This window comes from Candidatus Paracaedibacteraceae bacterium (assembly GCA_019636055.1).
Taxonomy (GTDB): domain Bacteria; phylum Pseudomonadota; class Alphaproteobacteria; order Paracaedibacterales; family Paracaedibacteraceae; genus Paracaedibacter.
Map to the genome: position 1 here is coordinate 114,276 of JAHBYH010000003.1, position 17,363 is coordinate 131,638.

A 17,363-nucleotide genomic window follows, 5' to 3' on the forward strand; every position below is an offset into this window, starting at 1 on the left:
ATGGCAGACGAAACCCAAAACCAAGCTCCGGAACAAGTAACCCTCGATCTATTATTGACAAAGGGCAAACTTGCAAAGGACGACACCCAAAAGCCTTTTGCTCGTGATTTGGTCGAAGAATTTGTTAAGCAAGTTCTTGAGCAAGGCAATACATTAAGCAATGACTCAGTTACTTTTATCAATCAACGGATTCAGCAGATTGATGATTTGATTGCTGTTCAGTTGAATGAATTTATGCACACCGACGAATTTCGCGCGCTAGAAGGTTCTTGGCGCGGTCTGAACTACTTGGTCATGAATTCTGAAACAAGTACGCACTTGAAGCTTCGCTTAATGCCAGCTACCAAGAAAGAGCTTCTTGATGATTTGGAAAAGGCTGTTGAGTTTGACCAAAGTGCTTTGTTTAAAAAGGTTTATGAAGAAGAATATGGCACCTATGGTGGACATCCATACTCTTGCCTAGTTGGTGACTATGAATTTACACGCCACCCAATGGATATGGAATTACTATCTAAGTTATCTCAGGTAGCTGCTGCGGCGCATGCCCCATTCATTTCCGGTGCACACCCAAGGTTATTTGACTTTGATTCATTCGAAGAAATGGGCAAACCACGCGATCTTTCTAAAATTTTTGAAAGTCTAGAATTGATTAAGTGGACATCTTTCCGTGACAGTGAAGATTCACGGTATGTGGCGCTTGTTCTGCCTCATGTGATGATGCGCTTACCATACGGTGCAAACACACTTCCCGCTGAAGGATTAAACTTCGAAGAAGATGTCGCTGGAGCAGATTCCAAGAAATTCTGCTGGACCAACGCAGCGTACGTTATGGGAACCAAATTAACAGACGCTTTTGCTAAATACAAATGGTTGGCGGCGATTCGCGGTGTTGAAGGTGGCGGTTTGGTTGAGGGTCTTCCTGCCTATACCTACAAGACAGCCGACGGTGATATTGCTTTGAAATGTCCGACTGAAGTTGTGATTACGGACCGTCGCGAAAAAGAACTCAGTGATCTTGGGTTTATTTCCCTAGTTCACTGTAAAGGTACAGACTATGCGGCGTTCTTTGGCGGTCAAACCACGCAACGTCCAAAGGTCTATAACCTCGATGATGCCACGGCAAACGCGGCCCTTTCTGCGCGCTTGCCGTACATGTTAAATGCTTCTCGCTTTGCTCACTATATCAAAGTGATCATGCGTGATAAAATCGGTAGCTTCTTAACAGCTGATAACGTGTCTCAGTACTTGAATACCTGGATTGCCAACTATGTTCTGTTGAACGATGATGCGCCGCAATCCGTCAAGGCACGCTATCCACTGCGTGAAGCTCGGGTTGATGTTTATGATATTCCTGGTAAACCCGGATCCTATAGATCAGTTGTCTATATCCGTCCGCACTTACAAATGGAAGAATTAACCGCATCGATTCGTTTGGTTACAACACTGCCAGCCCCGGCTGGTTGAGGTATCTAGCCGTTGAGTTAGAGTCCGGACTTTCACCGTTATATCTTTCTTGTGATCGTCCGGTAACTAACTAAAACGGCTCTATTGCAAAGCCAGAGAGGCATGATAGCTTAGGAGGAAGACAAGATGTCCCACAATTACACACAGTATGGTAATATACCATTAGCCGGTGATCAAAACATCAGCATTCCGGTTGTTGATCCCCGCATTAAGCACACAAACAGTGTCACAACACCAGAATGGATGATTTCCATCGATAAATTCCTGACATCTAATGTCGAGGGATATGAAGGATTCACAGAACTTTTTGGATGGTTTGCCGAGCAAGCCCGTCTGACAAAAGGAAGTACAGCGACACAGCTGTTTTCAACCGCAGCGGTTCAGCACTCCAATATTATGATTGTTATCCCGAATGGGATGTATCTACCACTTTTAGAAACGGTGATGAATTCTGGATCAAATGTAGGGGCTGTTAAAATTGTTCGTCTTGCTAATATTTCTGATTTGAAGATTCCAATTCAAGAAGTTGAATATACCAATTGTAAAATTGATTCAATCCAACAAAAGCTGGATGAAATCATTATGTCAATCCGCCCTGAAACCCGTATGAATACCGTTATTCAGTACGCTCAGGATGGAAGTAAACTCGGTCAAAACGTCAGTTTCTTTGATTATGTAACAGGCAAGGCGAGTTAAAATGAAAATTCTACCAATAGTTGCGTTAGTATTGGGGCTATCCTATGCTCTGTCGGATGTGTCTGCTGACACATCTATTGCAGTTGCATCAACAGAGCATAAAGATGTTCATGAGCATTTTCAAGCGAAAGCCACTGAAATGAGCCAACGCCATCAGCGGGAAATGAATGATGTTGTGAATAAAAATTCACAAGAATCAATGGCTGCACATAATAAGACAATGAAGGAATGGAAAGAGTGGCGTGCCGCATATTTAGAAATCCCAGGACATACCGTTAATGACCCTGCGTTTAAGGCTAAACAAAGGGAAACCCAAGCTACTATAAACAAAGGAATGTTTGCAAATTCCGGTGCTGATAGTCGAAAAGAGCTAGGAGAATTGGATCTAAAGCACCAAAAAGAGCGAGATGCTCTCCAAGCAGAATACGATCAAGCTTTGGCTAAACACAATGCTGAGAAAAGTAAGTAACGTGAATTCGAGTCGGAGTTAAATAAAAAATCCCCCCAAGAAAACTGGGGGGATTTTTTTAGGATAACTGATTGATCAAATCTTGGATCTGATCATCCGTCAGTGCGCTTATTTTTATGGGTGAGTCCTTTTTCTCAAATAATCCGCCGAGTCTACACATCAATTCAATCGTGCGGACAGCAAGGGCATAGTCACTGTCAGCTTCGGCTGCATGGTAGATTTTGTTCAGATTGTTGATAGCTTGGTCCTGAGTCATATCAAAGTCTCCACTGCTTAATAAGTAAGACATATGTCCTACCTTTTTACTAGAGCATATTTGATTAGCTTATGCGTCTTGCGACCAGATTTTTCGACTAACCCACATATTCCAGACTCTGAGTTCTAGTGTTCCACAAGCTTCTTGGGTATAGGCTTGGACAAAGTTCCCTGCTGCTTTTATGGATTCTACCTCTTCTGTTGATAATGGTTTATTTTGATTCATTTTATCAAATGCGTTGTTGATAAGTATATTTGATGAGACTTTTCCATTCAGAAAATCATCAAATACATTAATTCCATGGGATCTATAGTTTTCGTAGTCTTGCCAAGACATAAGTAACTGATAGTCATAAGTTGGTTGCCATAATTCCGGATATATTAACGATGATGATCTAATATTGATCAGATAATTTCGTTCTTCCGCAGTTATATCCTGTTTGGACTTTATCTTACGCATAATGATTTTATTGTTTAATGTTTCACCATGCGGTTCTAGGGGGGCAACATATTTGGATAACGATAGGTACGATTCGTGATTTACGACAAGACGGTCATCTTGCGAAAGATCTTGTGCGTTGACTGCAGAGATAAGAAAAAATGACGTAATTAATTTTTGTAACATGGGGCCCTCCTAACAATAAAGTTAGGAGGGAGAAAAGAATTTGCAAATTAGAACACAATTCCTGTCAAGGCTTGGTCAACAACCTTTTTGCCTGCGTCAGTTACGGGAACCATGGGAAGCCGCACGTCAGGGTTACAAAATCCAAGCTTTGAGACGGCATATTTCACAGGGCTGGGGCTTGTCTCGACAAACATAGATTCATGGACTTGCAGCAATTTATCGCGGAGTTCAGCAAACTTTGTGTAGTCTTTAATATTCCATGCGTTCATCAGTTCTTGATTAAGGCGAGGCATAACGTTTGCACTGACCGATACAACGCCGTTACCACCATGGGCCATATACGCTGTGGCAATTGGATCGTCACCGGATAGAAAACTAAATTCTTTAGTGATACGCTGACGCATTTTAATAACACGGGTTAAGTCTTCGCAAGAGTCTTTAATCGCAATAACCATCGGAAGTTCTGCTAAACGAACAACTGTATCAACGGAAAGGCCTGTTACCGCACGTCCTGGATTATTATAAACAACGATGGGTAAACCAATATCATTTAAGGCTTTAAAGTGTTGCCAGACACCTTCGGGTGTGGGTTTAACGTAGTAGGGAGTCACAACCAAGGCTGCGTCGCACCCGATTTCTTTAGCCTCAGTCATCATGGCTTTGGTTTCATGGGTTGACGGGGCACCACAGCCTGCAATAATCGGAATGCGTTTGTTTGCTGATGCAACGACTGTTTCAAGGACTATTTTGCGTTCAGACGGAGTGAGAAGGGCTGCTTCGCCGGTTGACCCACAAGCGACGATTGCCTGAGTTCCCTCTGCAATATGCCATTCAACTAGTTTTTTTATGGCATTAACATCAATTTCATTATTGTTAAATGGCGTAATAAGAGCGACAATAGAACCTGAGAGTTTCATCATTAATCCTTTGGTTATGTACAATAAAATGTTTCGAGCACTAGGCGCGTCAATCGTTATTATATCACAGCTTCAAGCAGGAGAGGCAGCAAAATGTAGTGCTTCTTTGAAAAAAGCTATTCGTGACAATCCCGAGTTAGTCACAATCGACCGAGCAGCCTGTCCGCTTAGTAATCGTGTTTTAATATGGTTGCAACTCCAAAAAAATGGTAGCTTTCATCAAGCAAAATCATTTATAGAAAAGCATCCGGCTTGGCCACGCATTAATCTGATTCAACGCCAAGCAGAAAAGGATCTATATGATAATCCACTTCCGCCAGCACAGTCTATATCATGGTTTCGAAAGTATCCTCCGATTTCTGTTAAAGGGATGAAAGCTTTTGGATCAGCTTTATTATCAATGGGACAAAAGGATGACCATAAGTTTCGCCAAAGCTTTCAAGAGATTGAGTTTTCACCAAGCGAACTCAGTGATATTGTTCGTGAATATCGTGCTTTACTGACAGAGGACGTGTTGGTACAAAAAGCTCATGCTTATTTAAATAAAAAGCAGAATCTACCCGCGGAAATACTCGTTGCCTATGTGTCGGGTGAGGGGAAAAGGTTATTGCAGAATCGCTTGGCTATTTTTAAGACAGGGCGTGCTGTTAGCAGTGATTTTACAACGCATCCGGCTATTCGATTTGAGTTAGCACGATTGTATCGTAAGGATAGGAATGATCGTCAGGCCTCGCATTTATTATCCGAACTGGATGATTTTTCGGATCAAGAAGCGGTCTGGCCGGAAAGGAACCTAATCGCGCGTCGCTTGCTTGAGGCTAAGCAGTATGAGCTTGCATACCAAACTGTTAAGAATCATGGCTTATCAAGAGGTGAGAGTTTTGCAAATGCAGAATGGTTAGCAGGTTGGTTATCTTTGCGTTTTTTGAATAACCCGGATCAAGCCCGCGAACATTTCGAGAAATTACATGATAATGTTTCAACGCCAATGAGTTTAGCGCGAGCTCAATACTGGTTGGGGCGTGCTCATGACGTGAGTGGTGATAAAAAACAAGCCCAATCTTGGTGGTCAAAAGCAAAACAGCATATGGCTACATATTATGGACAGTTAGCTCATAAGGAATTGCACGGTAAAATCCCTGCTATCAAGCCTAAATTGGTCGTTGCTGATTTAAGCGTCCGTAAAGCGTTAGAGTCACGTGACCTTTATAAGTATGTTCGTTTATTACTCGATGCGGGTGAGTCATCAATGGCTGAGGTTTTCGCACTTCAGTTGGGGGGGCAACTTAAGGATCCAAATGAACAAGCACTTTTGACTCAGGTTATGTTCGATAAAGGGCAGAAACATCAAGGACTTAAGGTGTATAAGAAAATCATGAAGACAGATTATCCTGTGCTTCACGCTGCTTACCCACGAATTTCTGTCCCAACTAAAACTGTGGAGTCAGCATTTATTCATGCAATTATTCGTCAGGAAAGTCGCTTTCAGCATGATGTCGTCAGTTCCGCCGGAGCAACGGGGTTGATGCAGTTAATGCCGGCAACGGCAACCCGCACGGAAAAAAAACATAAGATAAAGAAGAAACAGCTGACAAATCCAGACCATAATGTAAAGGTCGGGTCTCACCATTTGAAAGATCTGATGCAGCAGTTTAGTGGGTCTATGGTCTTATCCGCAGCTGCTTATAATGCTGGGGATAAGCCTGTGAATGAATGGATTGAGCAATTTGGTGATCCACGGAGAGCCGATGTGGATTTGGTTGATTGGGTGGAATTGATTCCCTATGCCGAGACACGTAACTATGTTCAGCGTGTTATGGAAAATTACCATTGCTATCGGTAGTTTTCCTACGTCCCTAAGCCACAGGAGCTTGAGTTGTTTTTTTCCTTAGCGGTAGTGCATCGCGTGGGATACGTGGTCGAAGCAATTGCTGTTGTTTGTTTGGCATTATTGGTTTTTGAATCTCAGGGGGGCTTGGTTGAACCCATAGATTCTGTTTGCTCGGTATCATTGGTTTTTGATCATCAGGAGTATTTTGTTGAGTTGATTGGTGTTGTTTCTCGGGTAATGTTGGCTTGTGATTCACCTGACGGGATGCATCGAAAATGTCCTTCATAATCTCATTATGTTGATCCACTAGTTGCTTTGCGGGCAGGCGTAACCACTTTTCCATAAAACGGTGTTGCACATCGAGTGGAAGTGACAAGAATTTTTTGCAGGCATGTTCCCACCGTAAAACGGCATTTATGTCCATGGATGTTAGCATGCCATTATAATCAGCGGGCTGAATCGTAATACCGGAATGTCGCCATTTTTTAGAATTTGTCAGAGATGGGTCAAGCGTCGAATCTTTAAAACCGCTGGCAGCATTATGTTCAACTTTGAACATGGATTTGTATCCCGGAGCGGCAGGTTCAATTCCAATTAACAAGACTGATCGTATATCTGGAGTTGCTTTACCAGGAACAGGTTTTCTGCCGAATGTCTGAACATATGCGTAAACATGACCATGTTGGATCTTACTTTTGATTAGCTTTCCTGTTTGATCAATAGGCCTACCATCCGCACCGATGCGATAGCTTTTGTTGATCGCAAAATTACCATAGCCACCTAACGGAATATTGACCCCTTTATGACGCTTTAAAAGTCCATGGGTAAATGTTTGATAGGTTTTTACCCCTGTTAATTTATCTTCAATAATATACCCATTTTTATTGATATGAGCACCATGTGAGGCAAATGTTCGGTTGAATGAAATGTTGGTGTTGCCTGTTAAAAAGTTGAATACATCCTCAGCAGGGATACCTGTAAAATCAATCATCCATCGTCTGCCCCGCATTAAATAACTGACGCTTTGGGTTTTATGCTCATATTGCGCCTGATTTAATTCGGCTTTTTCTTGACGAAATTTCGGTGGGTTCAAAAGAAGTAATAGATAAAGGCGTTTGACAAAATCTTGACGGTCTATAGATGATTTATAGCCAATACCCATTTCGTGCTCTGCTAAGTAAGATTTAGGAAACATCGTTGCCATCATCACCATAAAGTCAGCATCGAATGACTCTTGTATGTCTGTTTTTGGTTTCCATGCAAGATCAGGATTAAATGGATTATTTTCTGGCTGCTGGGCTGATAGCACCGTAAAATACGCAAGAAATAGATAGATCATGACTTGTCTCCTTAACCATATAATAGAGCTAAGATCTTGATGTATCGTTAATATAATAAAAAAAGCACCACGAAGGTGCCTTTTTTATTGAAAGAGGTCGTTATCCTACAGCAGGAGCTTTAGCGGCCTTTTTTGCCATGCGGGCATCGTGCTTTGCTTTCTTTTTCTCCATACGGTTTTCATGTTTAGCTTTCATTTTCTCCATGCGAGCGTCATGCTTTTTTTGCATTGCTTCTTTTTTTGCAGGGTCTGTTTCTTTTGCCATGCGAGCATCGTGTTTAGTTTTCATTTTGTCCATGCGGGCATCATGCTTTTTTTGCATTTTTGCCATGTGGGCATCATGCTTAGCTCCCTTTTTTTCCATCATTTGTTCATGGGACATATGGGGTTTTGCTTCTGACATAGATGGTACGCTGCACATGAGTGCGATTGCGCTTACGGCTAATAGTAACTTTTTCATGATATTCCTCCAATATTAATAGTGGTCTTTACAGGGAATACATAGTGCTAAAAAGTTAATAAAGGGTTAATATTTAAGGGGGTAATGGAATTAATTAGTGGAGATTTTATGCGTAAAGTACTAACGTATCTTATTTTGATAGGAGGATCCATGGCTCAACATCATAATCAGCATGATATTACGTGGCTGAAAGATCAAGATATCCCAAAAGTCCAAAAACCTTTGATGAAAATCCATCATGTTGATTCTAAGGATTTTCAAATTATTGCTATTTGCGGAACCAAGGGGGCAGGAAAAACATCGACGACGACAAAACTTGTTGAGAAACTTAAGAATGCAGGGTTATATGTTCAGGTTTTTGCACCATTTCAGGAAATGAATAAGATTTATGAACAGGAAAAAGGGGGATATGGAAAATTAACATCATCCCTAAGCGAGGCTCGTGAAGTGTTCAATAAACACAAACAGTTAGTTGAGCAGCGAATTACAAGTTTTGAGCAAGAGTTATTAAATTCATCATATCAAAAAGGTGTTTTGATTTTTGATCGTGAATGGCTAACGATCTTAACAAGTTTGGTTGTTGCAAAAGATATGTCTGATGTGGAACAACGTACAATATGGCGCGACCAATGGATGAATCGGATTTATCCAACTGCTTTTATAGAAGCTAATCCTATGCGTACTTTTGAGCGACGCCAAGGTCAGTTGGGCATTGTATCAGGTTTGCCAACGGATGAATTCGTTTGGTCTGATTACTTTCAACGAAAATTATTAGCGGCTAGATTCAAAGATTGGATTTTTGCCCATCATGACACATCTTATGGCATTAACGATGCTAAAGTCGATGCCATGGCAACTGATATTTCATCTAAAATCATTGCTGCATTTAACAATTAGAACCGCCAGACAACATGTAGCCCCGTGAACTCCTTGCTCGTAACGGGTGCTATAGTCAATGATTGGTTTTTCTCAACAAATTTCTTGGTAAAAATAAATGCAGATAGCAGCCCAACCATAGCACCGGCGACAACGCCAGCTTCGGTATGTTTGTCAACTTGGACACGACCGGCAGCAGTGAACCCAAGGATAATATAGGGGACAATTGCGTAAGTAAAACCATATCGCATGGCAATAAAATTTGCACCGACTGAGGCTGATGAGGTGTGTCCACTTGGGAAATTGTGGGGTTTTCCATTGGGGCGTTTATTCATTTTGTCTCGCCCGCCGTGAATCTTATTCGTGGCTCCTTTAATGCCCGCTGTTAAAAGTGCATTGGTCACTGTTGAATATAGCCACTGATACATGCCCGGTTCGTCTTCTTTCATCACAGTCAAGGCGAATCCGATTGCCGGATTTAATATCTGTCCAATGTCAGCAATGGTTCCGGCAGTTGTCTGTTTTGCATGCAGTTGAGTGCTTGACAATATATATACAAGGATAAGAAATCGACGCATGAGGAATTCCAATTAATTTTACTTACAGATATTCTGCCAAAATATAATGTAATTTTAAATAAAATTAATTTTATAATTTGAATCCTTCTCTTGATTCGATAGCATTTTTCGACAGGGTAGGATAACTTGTTATTGCATATTTTTCCAATAATTCATCGCTTGTGATGGGTTTGCAGTATAAATAGCCCTGAAGATAATTGCATGACATTTCTTTTAGAATTGAAATTGTTTCAGGGTATTCAATACCTTCTGCAACTATTTTTAAATCGAGTTTATGTGCCATGGCAATAATGGCAGAAACGATAGCTTGGGAATCTCGCTCATTCTGAATATTAGTGATAAAAGCTCGTTCAATTTTTATTTTGTCGACAGGGAACCGTCTTAGGTAGGTCAGACTTGAATACCCAGTTCCAAAATCATCAAGTGATATTTTCATCCCCATGGATCTAAGGGCGTTAAGGCTATCTAGAATGTTAGCACTTTGTTCTAACAGGATTGATTCCGTTAACTCGATTTCTAATTTCGACAGATCGAACTGTTTGTTTTTAGATAGATTATGAAATATTTTTAGGAAATCCGTGGATTTGAGCTGTATTCCGGAAATATTAATAGCCGCGTATATATCTAAATTGTGTTCTTTCCATCGGGTAATCTCTTTTTGTACATTCTCAATAATCCATTCCCCAATAGCAACGATTTTACCGCTTTTTTCAGCGATCGGAATAAATTCTGATGGTGAAACTGCCCCTAAAACAGGATTATCCCAGCGCAAAAGTGTTTCTACGCCAACGATTTTTTCAGTCTCAGCATCAAAAATTGGTTGATATAATAATTGAAACTCATCTGCGTCTAAGGCATATTTCAGTTGTCGTTCAATTTCAATGCTTGCTGTATTCTTATCGCTCATACCCGCACTATAGATACAAAATGAACCTCGGCCATTTTCTTTTGCATGATACAAAGCAGAATCGGCGTTGGTTAAAAGAATATCCGGATCTGTACCATGTTCGGGGTAGCACGATACGCCGATACTGCATCCGATTCTGATATCATAATCATCAACGATAAAGACATTCTCAAGACTTTGCTGGAGTCTATAAACAAAATTGGTTAGGTCTTCTTTATTTTCAACATCATTGACCACCACGACAAATTCATCGCCGCCCAGACGGCACAATGTATCACTTTCACGCATTATACTTCGGACATTCGCTGCAATTCCTTGTAGTAATCCGTCACCAACGGCATGTCCCAAGGTGTCATTAACATATTTAAAGCGGTCAAGATCAAAGTAGATAACACCAACACCTCGAGAATTACGTTGAGCTAATGTAAGAGCTTGCTTAAGGCGATCAACAAGTAAAAATCGATTGGGTAGACCTGTTAGATAATCGTGTGTTGCTTCATACGTGAGCTCCTTTTCAAAGAGTTTGCGTTGCGTTTCATCTTTTGTTGAAATAAGAATCCCTTGAGGGGTATCATTGACCATATAGGCAAAGAAGTTAACGCTAAATGTCCTTCCTTCATCCCAAGTAACTTCGATGCTTTGACCAACCTTAGAAAAAGGATAGTCATATTCTAGAAAATTTGTATGGGCTATTGATTTCAAGTGATCATTTAACGCAAATTGACACATCCTTTTTATTATCGATCCCGGAACACGCCACATGCGTACAAATCGTTGATTATAATTTAGTATTTTTCCATCTTTATCAAGAACGAGTAGGCCATCTTGAGACGACTCTAATGTCGCTGTAGCAATTGACAGTGCGTTCTGTAATTCATATGTGCGACTTTCAACGGTATCTTCGAGAAATTTAAGATTCTTAGCAAGTTCTTTTGAAATAAACCACTTATGGGTTAGCGTGCTGACAAGTTGTTTTACTTCGCTGTATTCAAATGGTTTCTTTAAGATAAGCAATCTGTCTGATAAACCAAGAACATTCATAATATCAGTCCAAGAATAATCGGAATAGGCTGAGCATATAACAACTTGAATATCCGGATCCTTATCCCAAAATTCTTTGATGGTTTTTATGCCATCCCAACCAGGGGGCATCCGAACATCAACAAAAGCAAGAGCGTATGGATTTTTTGCTTCATATGCGTCAATGACCATTTTATAGCCATCCACACCATTGTAGGCTGAATCAATCTCAAGTTTTGGGCCATTCACATTGGGGAGTTGTCTTGGGGTCCCAAAGAGTTCTGTTTCAGTTTCGGATATATTCTGTTTTGTTTCTTTCAGGACACGACGAATATCTTCATGAATTGCAGGGTTATCATCAATAATAAGAATTCTATATTTCTGACTAGGCTGCATTTGGGTCTCCATAAGTATCTACCTGCTGATAAGGGAGGGTTAATGTAAATGTTGCTCCTAATCCTTCGCCGGGGCTATCAACTGAAATTTTTCCGCCCATTTCATTAGCGGCATTGGCGCAGTAGTGAAGTCCGAAACCATGACCATCTTTTTTCGTGGTAAACCCATGAGAAAAGATTTTTTTTAAGTTGTCCGGACTAATGCCACCCCCTGTGTCTGTGATTGAAACAGTGACAAAACTGCTGTTATCTGAGTGAATAGAGACTTTTATTTCGCGGTTTTCAGACTTATTTATAATGATGGATTGGCGTGCATTTTGCAGTAGATTAACGAAAATCTGATAAATCTTTATTCGATCTAGCATTAACGAGGGTAGTGTTGCATATTGTGTTTCTATTTGTATCGCGCTTGATCTGATTTCTTTCAATTGTAATTCAATAATTGAATCAATGATTTTTGACAGATTTGTCGGCTCAAGCATTCCGGCGTTCTTAGCCATAGATTGCTGAAGGGCGATACAGTCTTTGATATGATCAATGTTTTTATTAAGTTCATAGAGATCATTTGCTAAATGGGGAACTTCTGTTTTCCAGTGCTCTGATAACTCAAGGATATATTGTGGTACCAATCTTCCCTTGGGGTCATTAATAAAGAATTCATTTAAATTATCTTTGTGTTCATTTAATAAAGCTGCGAGTTTTCCAAAATTACTGAATTTAGTCGTCTTAAAACGTTCTGTTAATATACTTGCTGTTGTATTAACGCTATTGAGTGTATTCCCAATATTATGGATTACATTTGTGGCAACCTCAGCCATTCCAGAAACACGCGCAGCTTTTGATGCTTGGTTTGTTGCTTCTACTAGGCGATCTTTGCTTTCCTTTAACTCGTTTGTTTGGATCCTCAATTCACGATTTGATTCAAGAAGCTCTGTTGACATAATTTTTAGATTCGTTTCTGCAAGTCGACGTTCTTTTATGTTTTCTAGGTAAGCCCGATCCACAAGTTCCAGAAGAAGTTGGATGTTAATATTTCCATCAGGTTGAGTTGATTTTGATAATTGTCTTTTCAATAAATTGGTTTGTGGAATAAAACTAATCATTTTATGACTCTCCGATCGTTGTGATTGTCATTGTTTGATTATGAAGACTACATTCACCTGTTTTTTGATGGGGTGATATCTCGCCATAAGAATAAAAACCAGTTAAGGGGATTTTTTTATTCCAATAGGAATAGATAGCTTCAAGCTCATCATTAATATTCTGCCCCATTAACATTCGGCGCCCAATACAGCTGATGAGAATGGCCAGCTGTTCTGTTGATCCTGTATTAATTGTTGCTTGTTCAGCTGCATTTTCAGCACCTTCGATAAGATTGTCAAAGTTTCCATACATTAGCTGCGCAACACTTCCCTCGGGGATATCACCCGCGAAAGTTAAAGATTGGGCTTCTTCATCAACAGCTAGAACCGTACGTACAGTTTCATCATTTGAATCAATCGTTGATTTTATCGATAAGGGATAAAGCAGAGCTTCACTTGGTAGTTTATCGGCTGAATCGCCTAGATATTTTTTGTATAAGGTAAGAGCCGGGCGACCTGATAACTCGTAAAGTATATTCCCCTTTGACTTTGTTATTTCTCTTTCTGGTCCGAATGGCACCCATCCGCCCATACTACCATGGCCAATTTTCACGTTTTTTCCATAAAAGCCGATGGCCACCACTTTGTTTGATGACGCTGGTGCATTTAGTCCCACGAGAGTTTTTTCAAAATTTTCACCATCACTTGCCATTCCCCCAGTCACGGGGATTTTGTTGTGTAATAATGAGCTTAATCCACTAACAATCTGACTGCCATTAACGGATAATCCATCGGTTATTAAAAATATGCCGGCAAGGTCAGGTTTATTTAACTCCTGAGCAATTTTTTGACCTATGTCAAAACTCATTTCTGTTGATATGATATCAAGAACCATTGCTTTAATTGTTGTTTTTTCAAATTCAATTAATGTTGCAATAATTGTGTTATCGTGAACTTCATCATTTAAGATTTCGCCGCCACTTGAAGAGCATACGATCGTGCAATTGGGATAGTTTTTATGCAAGTAGTAATAGTGGCTTTCGTCAGTAAGGACTGACCGTGAGCCAAAACAGAGGATAAGTTGTGGTGTTATAGTTGTATCGCCATAAATATGTTTCCAACCCGCAGAACTATCCCACGACATCTGCGTAATTTTCATAAGCCCCTCCTGATATTTTTGGCTGTAAGTTATTATAGGTCTGTCAAAGTTAAAAAGACCTTAATTCAAGACAAGAATTATTTAAGGAAAGTATCAAAAATATTGATTGAGGATTTTTCTGAAATAAATTTTTTATTTTCATTAAGCCAAGTCTCGGTGGTATGACGCCCCATATTTTTAAGGTGTTGAAAAAAGGACCAGTTTGTATTTAGCTTAGATGATGCGTTGAGGTCGGAATGAGTGGTATCTTGCTTGATAACGTGTATTTTTACGTCTTTATACTCATCTTGACTGAGTTTACCTTTTTCAATCAGGCGGCTAACAAAATTAATGGCGCGCATTTCGGCGATTAAACTCGAATTAAATGTTATTTCATTTATTCGATTAATAATGTCGTTTGATGTATAGGGAATTTCTTTGCGAATTATGGGGTTGATTTGGATAAGCAGGATATCTTCACTAGAGCATTTGTAAATTAATGGCCATAGCACTGGGTTTCCCATGTATCCCCCGTCCCAATAATAATCATCGTCAATTTTTATTGCTTGAAATATAAAAGGGATGCAGGCTGATGCAAGTAAACTATCTAATGTAACTTCGTCATGTTTAAATATCCGGGCACGCCCTGTTGTGACAGATGTTGCTGCAATAAAGAGTTTGATCGGGCTATCACAGAGTTTTTTGAAGTTTAGTTTTTTTTCTAAGACCCATTTTAACGGGTTTATATTTAAAGGATTGCTTTGATACGGAGATAGGATGCGACTCATCAACTCGTGATAGGTGTAGCTTAAAGACCAGTCTAAATTCCACGGATCTTCTATTTTCTCGCTCGGTGTTTTTTTGATTGGATTAAAAACGCTGCCTAATAAGCTGATTTCCCACCAAAATGACTGTAATGCAGATTTTGCACCCTCGCGACCGCCATCTATCATTCCTTCGGCAAGCACAACGGCATTCATTGCGCCTGCACTGGTGCCACTGATGCCTTCTATTTCAAGATCGTCTTCTTCTAAAAGTCGGTCAAGAACACCCCACGTGAAAGCCCCATGTGCGCCGCCTCCCTGTAAGGCTAAGTTGATTTTCTTTGGTGATTTAGACATTGCTGCAACCCTTCTTTATATGTTGGGTATAACAGATCTTGTGTTAAAATTTCCCTAATAAGACGATTATCTATCCGTTTGTTTTCTGAATAGAATTCTCTCATCATGGGGGACAGTGCTGCTTGGTCAAAGGGGATGCTATCGGGAGCAGTTTTATTTAATAACTGATAGGCATATCGATATACATCACTTAGTTCAGAGGGTAGGTTATCTGCTAAATTAAATAAATTGTGATGAGAATCGACGCTTGCAATGAGGATCCGACAAATATCATCAACATGAATTCGATTAAAGTAATGACCTGGTTTTTCAATAATCTGTATGTCACTTGTTATGATTCGATCTAGAGTTGAACGTCCAGGACCGTATATCCCTGATAAACGATATATTTTGACAGGAAGGCCTGTACCTTGCCATTGCTGTTCGGCTAAAAGTCGGCATTTTGATCGGTTAGTTAATGGGGTTGCTGGGGTTGTTTCATTGATCCAGCCTCCGCTATGGTCACCATAAACCCCCGTCGTGGATAAGTATCCAATCCATCGAATAGGTTTTGTGCGTGATTTGAAGTAGTCTTTATAGGTTTGTAGGACAACATCACCATGTTCGTTGGGCGGAATAGAAATCAAAAAGTGATCAAATTGGTCAAGAATTTCAGGCGTTAAGTCAGGGAAATTCTGACGAGTTGTTCCCATATGAGGGAATTCAGGAAGTAATTTGGCCATGTATTGTGCCACATAACCATATCCGAAAAAGAAAAGGGGAGACCGCATCATCATCTCTCCCTCATGTGGCAACAGTATTGATAAAAGCTCTTAATCTCGTCAAACTTTCATGTTTGCCCAAGACCGCCATAACTTCAAAGACACTCGGTGAGACGGTGCTTCCTGTTAAGGCGACGCGTAACGGTTGGGCTAAGTTGCCAAGCTTTTCACCTAGGCGTTCAGCCGTTGTTCTAATCAGTGCATCTAGGCCTTGTTCTGTGAAATCATCAAAATTCTCTAGATCAGCGATTACTTCTGTAACCAACGCTTTTGATGCAGGTGTGACAAATTTCAGCGCCTTTTCATCATGTTCTGCTAGGCGTACATAAATCAATGAATTCTCTGCTAATTCAAGGATTGTTTTTGCACGCTGCTTAAGGCCGGTCATGCCCCGTAAGATGCGGTCATACTGTTCGGTCGCCAACTTGAGCTGGAGCGTGTTTTCAATCAAAGGCTTACACAAATCCATAAGTCTGGTATTATCTGCCTCACGTATATAATGAGCGTTAAGATTCGTCAGTTTTGCCATGTCAAATCGGGCCGGGGACTTTCCAATAGAATCTGTATCAAACCATTCAATCGCTTGGGTTCGTGTGATAACTTCATCATCACCGTGACTCCAGCCAAGGCGGAGTAAGTAGTTGCACATGGCTTCGGGGAGAAACCCCATATCACGATAGTTTTCTGCGCCCAGTGCTCCGTGACGTTTTGATAATTTCGCTCCATCCGCGCCATGAATTAACGGAATATGAGCGAAAGTTGGAACATCCCATCCGCAGGCTTTATATAAATGATATTGGCGGAATGCATTTGTTAGGTGATCGTCGCCCCTGATAATATGCGTGATATTCATATCATGGTCATCAACGACGACAGATAGCATGTATGTTGGTGTGCCGTCGGCACGTAAGAGAACCATATCATCAAGCTGTGTATTTTGAATGCGAACTGTTCCTTGAACCAGGTCGTCAATTACGGTTTCTCCGTCTTGTGGTGCTTTGAATCGGATAACAGGGGCAACGCCTGCAGGGGCTTCGGATGGATCGCGATCGCGCCATAATCCGTTGTATCGTGGCGGCAGATTATTTGCCTTGGCGTGTTCGCGCATTTTTTCTAGTTCTTCGGGTGAACAATAGCAATAATAAGCTTTTCCTTCTGCAAGTAACTGTTTTGCAACAGCAGCATGACGGTCTGCGCGTGAGAACTGATAAACCGTTTCATCATCCCAATCAAGTGCTAGCCATTTCATACTGTCAAGAATGGCGTCAACCGCTTCTGGGGTTGAGCGTGCTCGGTCTGTATCTTCGATGCGTAACATGAATTTTCCGCCATGATGTTTGGCGAATAGATAGTTAAATAAAGCTGTACGCGCTCCGCCTATGTGCAAGTAACCAGTCGGAGAGGGAGCAAAACGAGTAATGACAGTCAT

General features: G+C 40.7%; 17 protein-coding genes. 5 read left to right on the forward strand and 12 right to left on the reverse strand.

Annotated elements, in window-relative coordinates:
• The 3 genes from tssC to KF820_06180 all read left to right on the forward strand — a co-directional run bounded on the left by tssC (position 1) and on the right by KF820_06180 (position 2,629).
• Complete coding sequence (gene tssC, locus KF820_06170; protein ID MBX3457922.1) at positions 1 to 1,464, forward strand: type VI secretion system contractile sheath large subunit; 1,464 nt, start codon at positions 1 to 3, stop codon at positions 1,462 to 1,464.
• 126 nt (positions 1,465 to 1,590) lie between these two features.
• Complete coding sequence (locus KF820_06175; protein MBX3457923.1) at positions 1,591 to 2,160, forward strand: hypothetical protein; 570 nt, start codon at positions 1,591 to 1,593, stop codon at positions 2,158 to 2,160.
• Between the two features lies 1 nt (position 2,161).
• Positions 2,162 to 2,629: a hypothetical protein gene (locus KF820_06180; protein ID MBX3457924.1), complete on the forward strand. Its 468-nt coding sequence runs from the start codon at positions 2,162 to 2,164 to the stop codon at positions 2,627 to 2,629.
• Between the two features lie 58 nt (positions 2,630 to 2,687).
• Here the strand turns inward: KF820_06180 and KF820_06185 are convergent, their stop codons facing one another.
• The 3 genes from KF820_06185 to dapA are packed head-to-tail and all read right to left on the reverse strand — an operon-like array spanning position 2,688 to position 4,426.
• The gene (locus KF820_06185) at positions 2,688 to 2,918 is read right to left on the reverse strand and encodes a hypothetical protein (GenBank protein ID MBX3457925.1); all 231 of its coding nucleotides are present in this window, start codon (positions 2,916 to 2,918) and stop codon (positions 2,688 to 2,690) included.
• Between the two features lie 36 nt (positions 2,919 to 2,954).
• Positions 2,955 to 3,509 (reverse strand): hypothetical protein, encoded by a 555-nt coding sequence (locus KF820_06190; GenBank protein MBX3457926.1) that lies wholly within the window; start codon positions 3,507 to 3,509, stop codon positions 2,955 to 2,957.
• Between the two features lie 47 nt (positions 3,510 to 3,556).
• Positions 3,557 to 4,426, reverse strand: coding sequence for a 4-hydroxy-tetrahydrodipicolinate synthase (gene dapA / locus KF820_06195; GenBank protein ID MBX3457927.1), 870 nt, complete (start codon positions 4,424 to 4,426; stop codon positions 3,557 to 3,559).
• A gap of 28 nt (positions 4,427 to 4,454) precedes the next feature.
• On the opposite strand from dapA, the gene KF820_06200 reads away from it, so the two are divergent.
• Positions 4,455 to 6,269, forward strand: coding sequence for a lytic transglycosylase domain-containing protein (locus tag KF820_06200; GenBank protein ID MBX3457928.1), 1,815 nt, complete (start codon positions 4,455 to 4,457; stop codon positions 6,267 to 6,269).
• Positions 6,270 to 6,282: 13 nt separating this feature from the next.
• On the opposite strand, the gene KF820_06205 is transcribed toward KF820_06200, so the two are convergent.
• Positions 6,283 to 7,596 (reverse strand): hypothetical protein, encoded by a 1,314-nt coding sequence (locus tag KF820_06205; GenBank protein MBX3457929.1) that lies wholly within the window; start codon positions 7,594 to 7,596, stop codon positions 6,283 to 6,285.
• 100 nt (positions 7,597 to 7,696) lie between these two features.
• Entirely contained in the window at positions 7,697 to 8,056 is a 360-nt protein-coding gene (locus KF820_06210; GenBank protein ID MBX3457930.1) for a hypothetical protein, read from the reverse strand.
• A gap of 108 nt (positions 8,057 to 8,164) precedes the next feature.
• On the opposite strand from KF820_06210, the gene KF820_06215 reads away from it, so the two are divergent.
• Positions 8,165 to 8,953 carry a hypothetical protein gene (locus KF820_06215; protein MBX3457931.1) on the forward strand — a complete coding sequence of 263 codons (789 nt, stop codon included), beginning with the start codon at positions 8,165 to 8,167 and terminating at the stop codon, positions 8,951 to 8,953.
• Here the strand turns inward: KF820_06215 and KF820_06220 are convergent.
• The 7 genes from KF820_06220 to KF820_06250 all read right to left on the reverse strand — a co-directional run bounded on the left by KF820_06220 (position 8,950) and on the right by KF820_06250 (position 17,363).
• Positions 8,950 to 9,510: a phosphatase PAP2 family protein gene (locus tag KF820_06220; protein MBX3457932.1), complete on the reverse strand. Its 561-nt coding sequence runs from the start codon at positions 9,508 to 9,510 to the stop codon at positions 8,950 to 8,952. The two genes, KF820_06215 and KF820_06220, sit on opposite strands and share 4 nt — an antisense overlap.
• A gap of 70 nt (positions 9,511 to 9,580) precedes the next feature.
• Entirely contained in the window at positions 9,581 to 11,833 is a 2,253-nt protein-coding gene (locus KF820_06225; protein MBX3457933.1) for an EAL domain-containing protein, read from the reverse strand.
• Positions 11,823 to 12,935 carry a HAMP domain-containing histidine kinase gene (locus tag KF820_06230; GenBank protein MBX3457934.1) on the reverse strand — a complete coding sequence of 371 codons (1,113 nt, stop codon included), beginning with the start codon at positions 12,933 to 12,935 and terminating at the stop codon, positions 11,823 to 11,825. The genes KF820_06225 and KF820_06230 overlap by 11 nt, the downstream gene beginning before the upstream one ends.
• Before the next feature lies 1 nt (position 12,936).
• The gene (locus KF820_06235; protein MBX3457935.1) at positions 12,937 to 14,073 is read right to left on the reverse strand and encodes an FIST C-terminal domain-containing protein; all 1,137 of its coding nucleotides are present in this window, start codon (positions 14,071 to 14,073) and stop codon (positions 12,937 to 12,939) included.
• Positions 14,074 to 14,150: 77 nt separating this feature from the next.
• Positions 14,151 to 15,173, reverse strand: coding sequence for a patatin-like phospholipase family protein (locus KF820_06240; protein ID MBX3457936.1), 1,023 nt, complete (start codon positions 15,171 to 15,173; stop codon positions 14,151 to 14,153).
• Positions 15,143 to 15,943: an SDR family oxidoreductase gene (locus KF820_06245; GenBank protein MBX3457937.1), complete on the reverse strand. Its 801-nt coding sequence runs from the start codon at positions 15,941 to 15,943 to the stop codon at positions 15,143 to 15,145. The genes KF820_06240 and KF820_06245 overlap by 31 nt, the downstream gene beginning before the upstream one ends.
• A 13-nt stretch (positions 15,944 to 15,956) precedes the next feature.
• Positions 15,957 to 17,363: a glutamate--tRNA ligase gene (locus KF820_06250; GenBank protein MBX3457938.1), complete on the reverse strand. Its 1,407-nt coding sequence runs from the start codon at positions 17,361 to 17,363 to the stop codon at positions 15,957 to 15,959.

Bases quoted from the DNA above. Each gene is read 5' to 3' on its own strand.
- tssC (MBX3457922.1), top strand. From the start codon at position 1: ATGGCAGACGAAACCCAAAACCAAGCTCCGGAACAAGTAACCCTCGAT.
- KF820_06175 (MBX3457923.1), top strand. From the start codon at position 1,591: ATGTCCCACAATTACACACAGTATGGTAATATACCATTAGCCGGTGAT.
- KF820_06180 (MBX3457924.1), top strand. From the start codon at position 2,162: ATGAAAATTCTACCAATAGTTGCGTTAGTATTGGGGCTATCCTATGCT.
- KF820_06185 (MBX3457925.1), bottom strand. From the start codon at position 2,918: ATGTCTTACTTATTAAGCAGTGGAGACTTTGATATGACTCAGGACCAA.
- KF820_06190 (MBX3457926.1), bottom strand. From the start codon at position 3,509: ATGTTACAAAAATTAATTACGTCATTTTTTCTTATCTCTGCAGTCAAC.
- dapA (MBX3457927.1), bottom strand. From the start codon at position 4,426: ATGAAACTCTCAGGTTCTATTGTCGCTCTTATTACGCCATTTAACAAT.
- KF820_06200 (MBX3457928.1), top strand. From the start codon at position 4,455: ATGTTTCGAGCACTAGGCGCGTCAATCGTTATTATATCACAGCTTCAA.
- KF820_06205 (MBX3457929.1), bottom strand. From the start codon at position 7,596: ATGATCTATCTATTTCTTGCGTATTTTACGGTGCTATCAGCCCAGCAG.
- KF820_06210 (MBX3457930.1), bottom strand. From the start codon at position 8,056: ATGAAAAAGTTACTATTAGCCGTAAGCGCAATCGCACTCATGTGCAGC.
- KF820_06215 (MBX3457931.1), top strand. From the start codon at position 8,165: ATGCGTAAAGTACTAACGTATCTTATTTTGATAGGAGGATCCATGGCT.
- KF820_06220 (MBX3457932.1), bottom strand. From the start codon at position 9,510: ATGCGTCGATTTCTTATCCTTGTATATATATTGTCAAGCACTCAACTG.
- KF820_06225 (MBX3457933.1), bottom strand. From the start codon at position 11,833: ATGCAGCCTAGTCAGAAATATAGAATTCTTATTATTGATGATAACCCT.
- KF820_06230 (MBX3457934.1), bottom strand. From the start codon at position 12,935: ATGATTAGTTTTATTCCACAAACCAATTTATTGAAAAGACAATTATCA.
- KF820_06235 (MBX3457935.1), bottom strand. From the start codon at position 14,073: ATGAAAATTACGCAGATGTCGTGGGATAGTTCTGCGGGTTGGAAACAT.
- KF820_06240 (MBX3457936.1), bottom strand. From the start codon at position 15,173: ATGTCTAAATCACCAAAGAAAATCAACTTAGCCTTACAGGGAGGCGGC.
- KF820_06245 (MBX3457937.1), bottom strand. From the start codon at position 15,943: ATGCGGTCTCCCCTTTTCTTTTTCGGATATGGTTATGTGGCACAATAC.
- KF820_06250 (MBX3457938.1), bottom strand. From the start codon at position 17,363: ATGACTGTCATTACTCGTTTTGCTCCCTCTCCGACTGGTTACTTGCAC.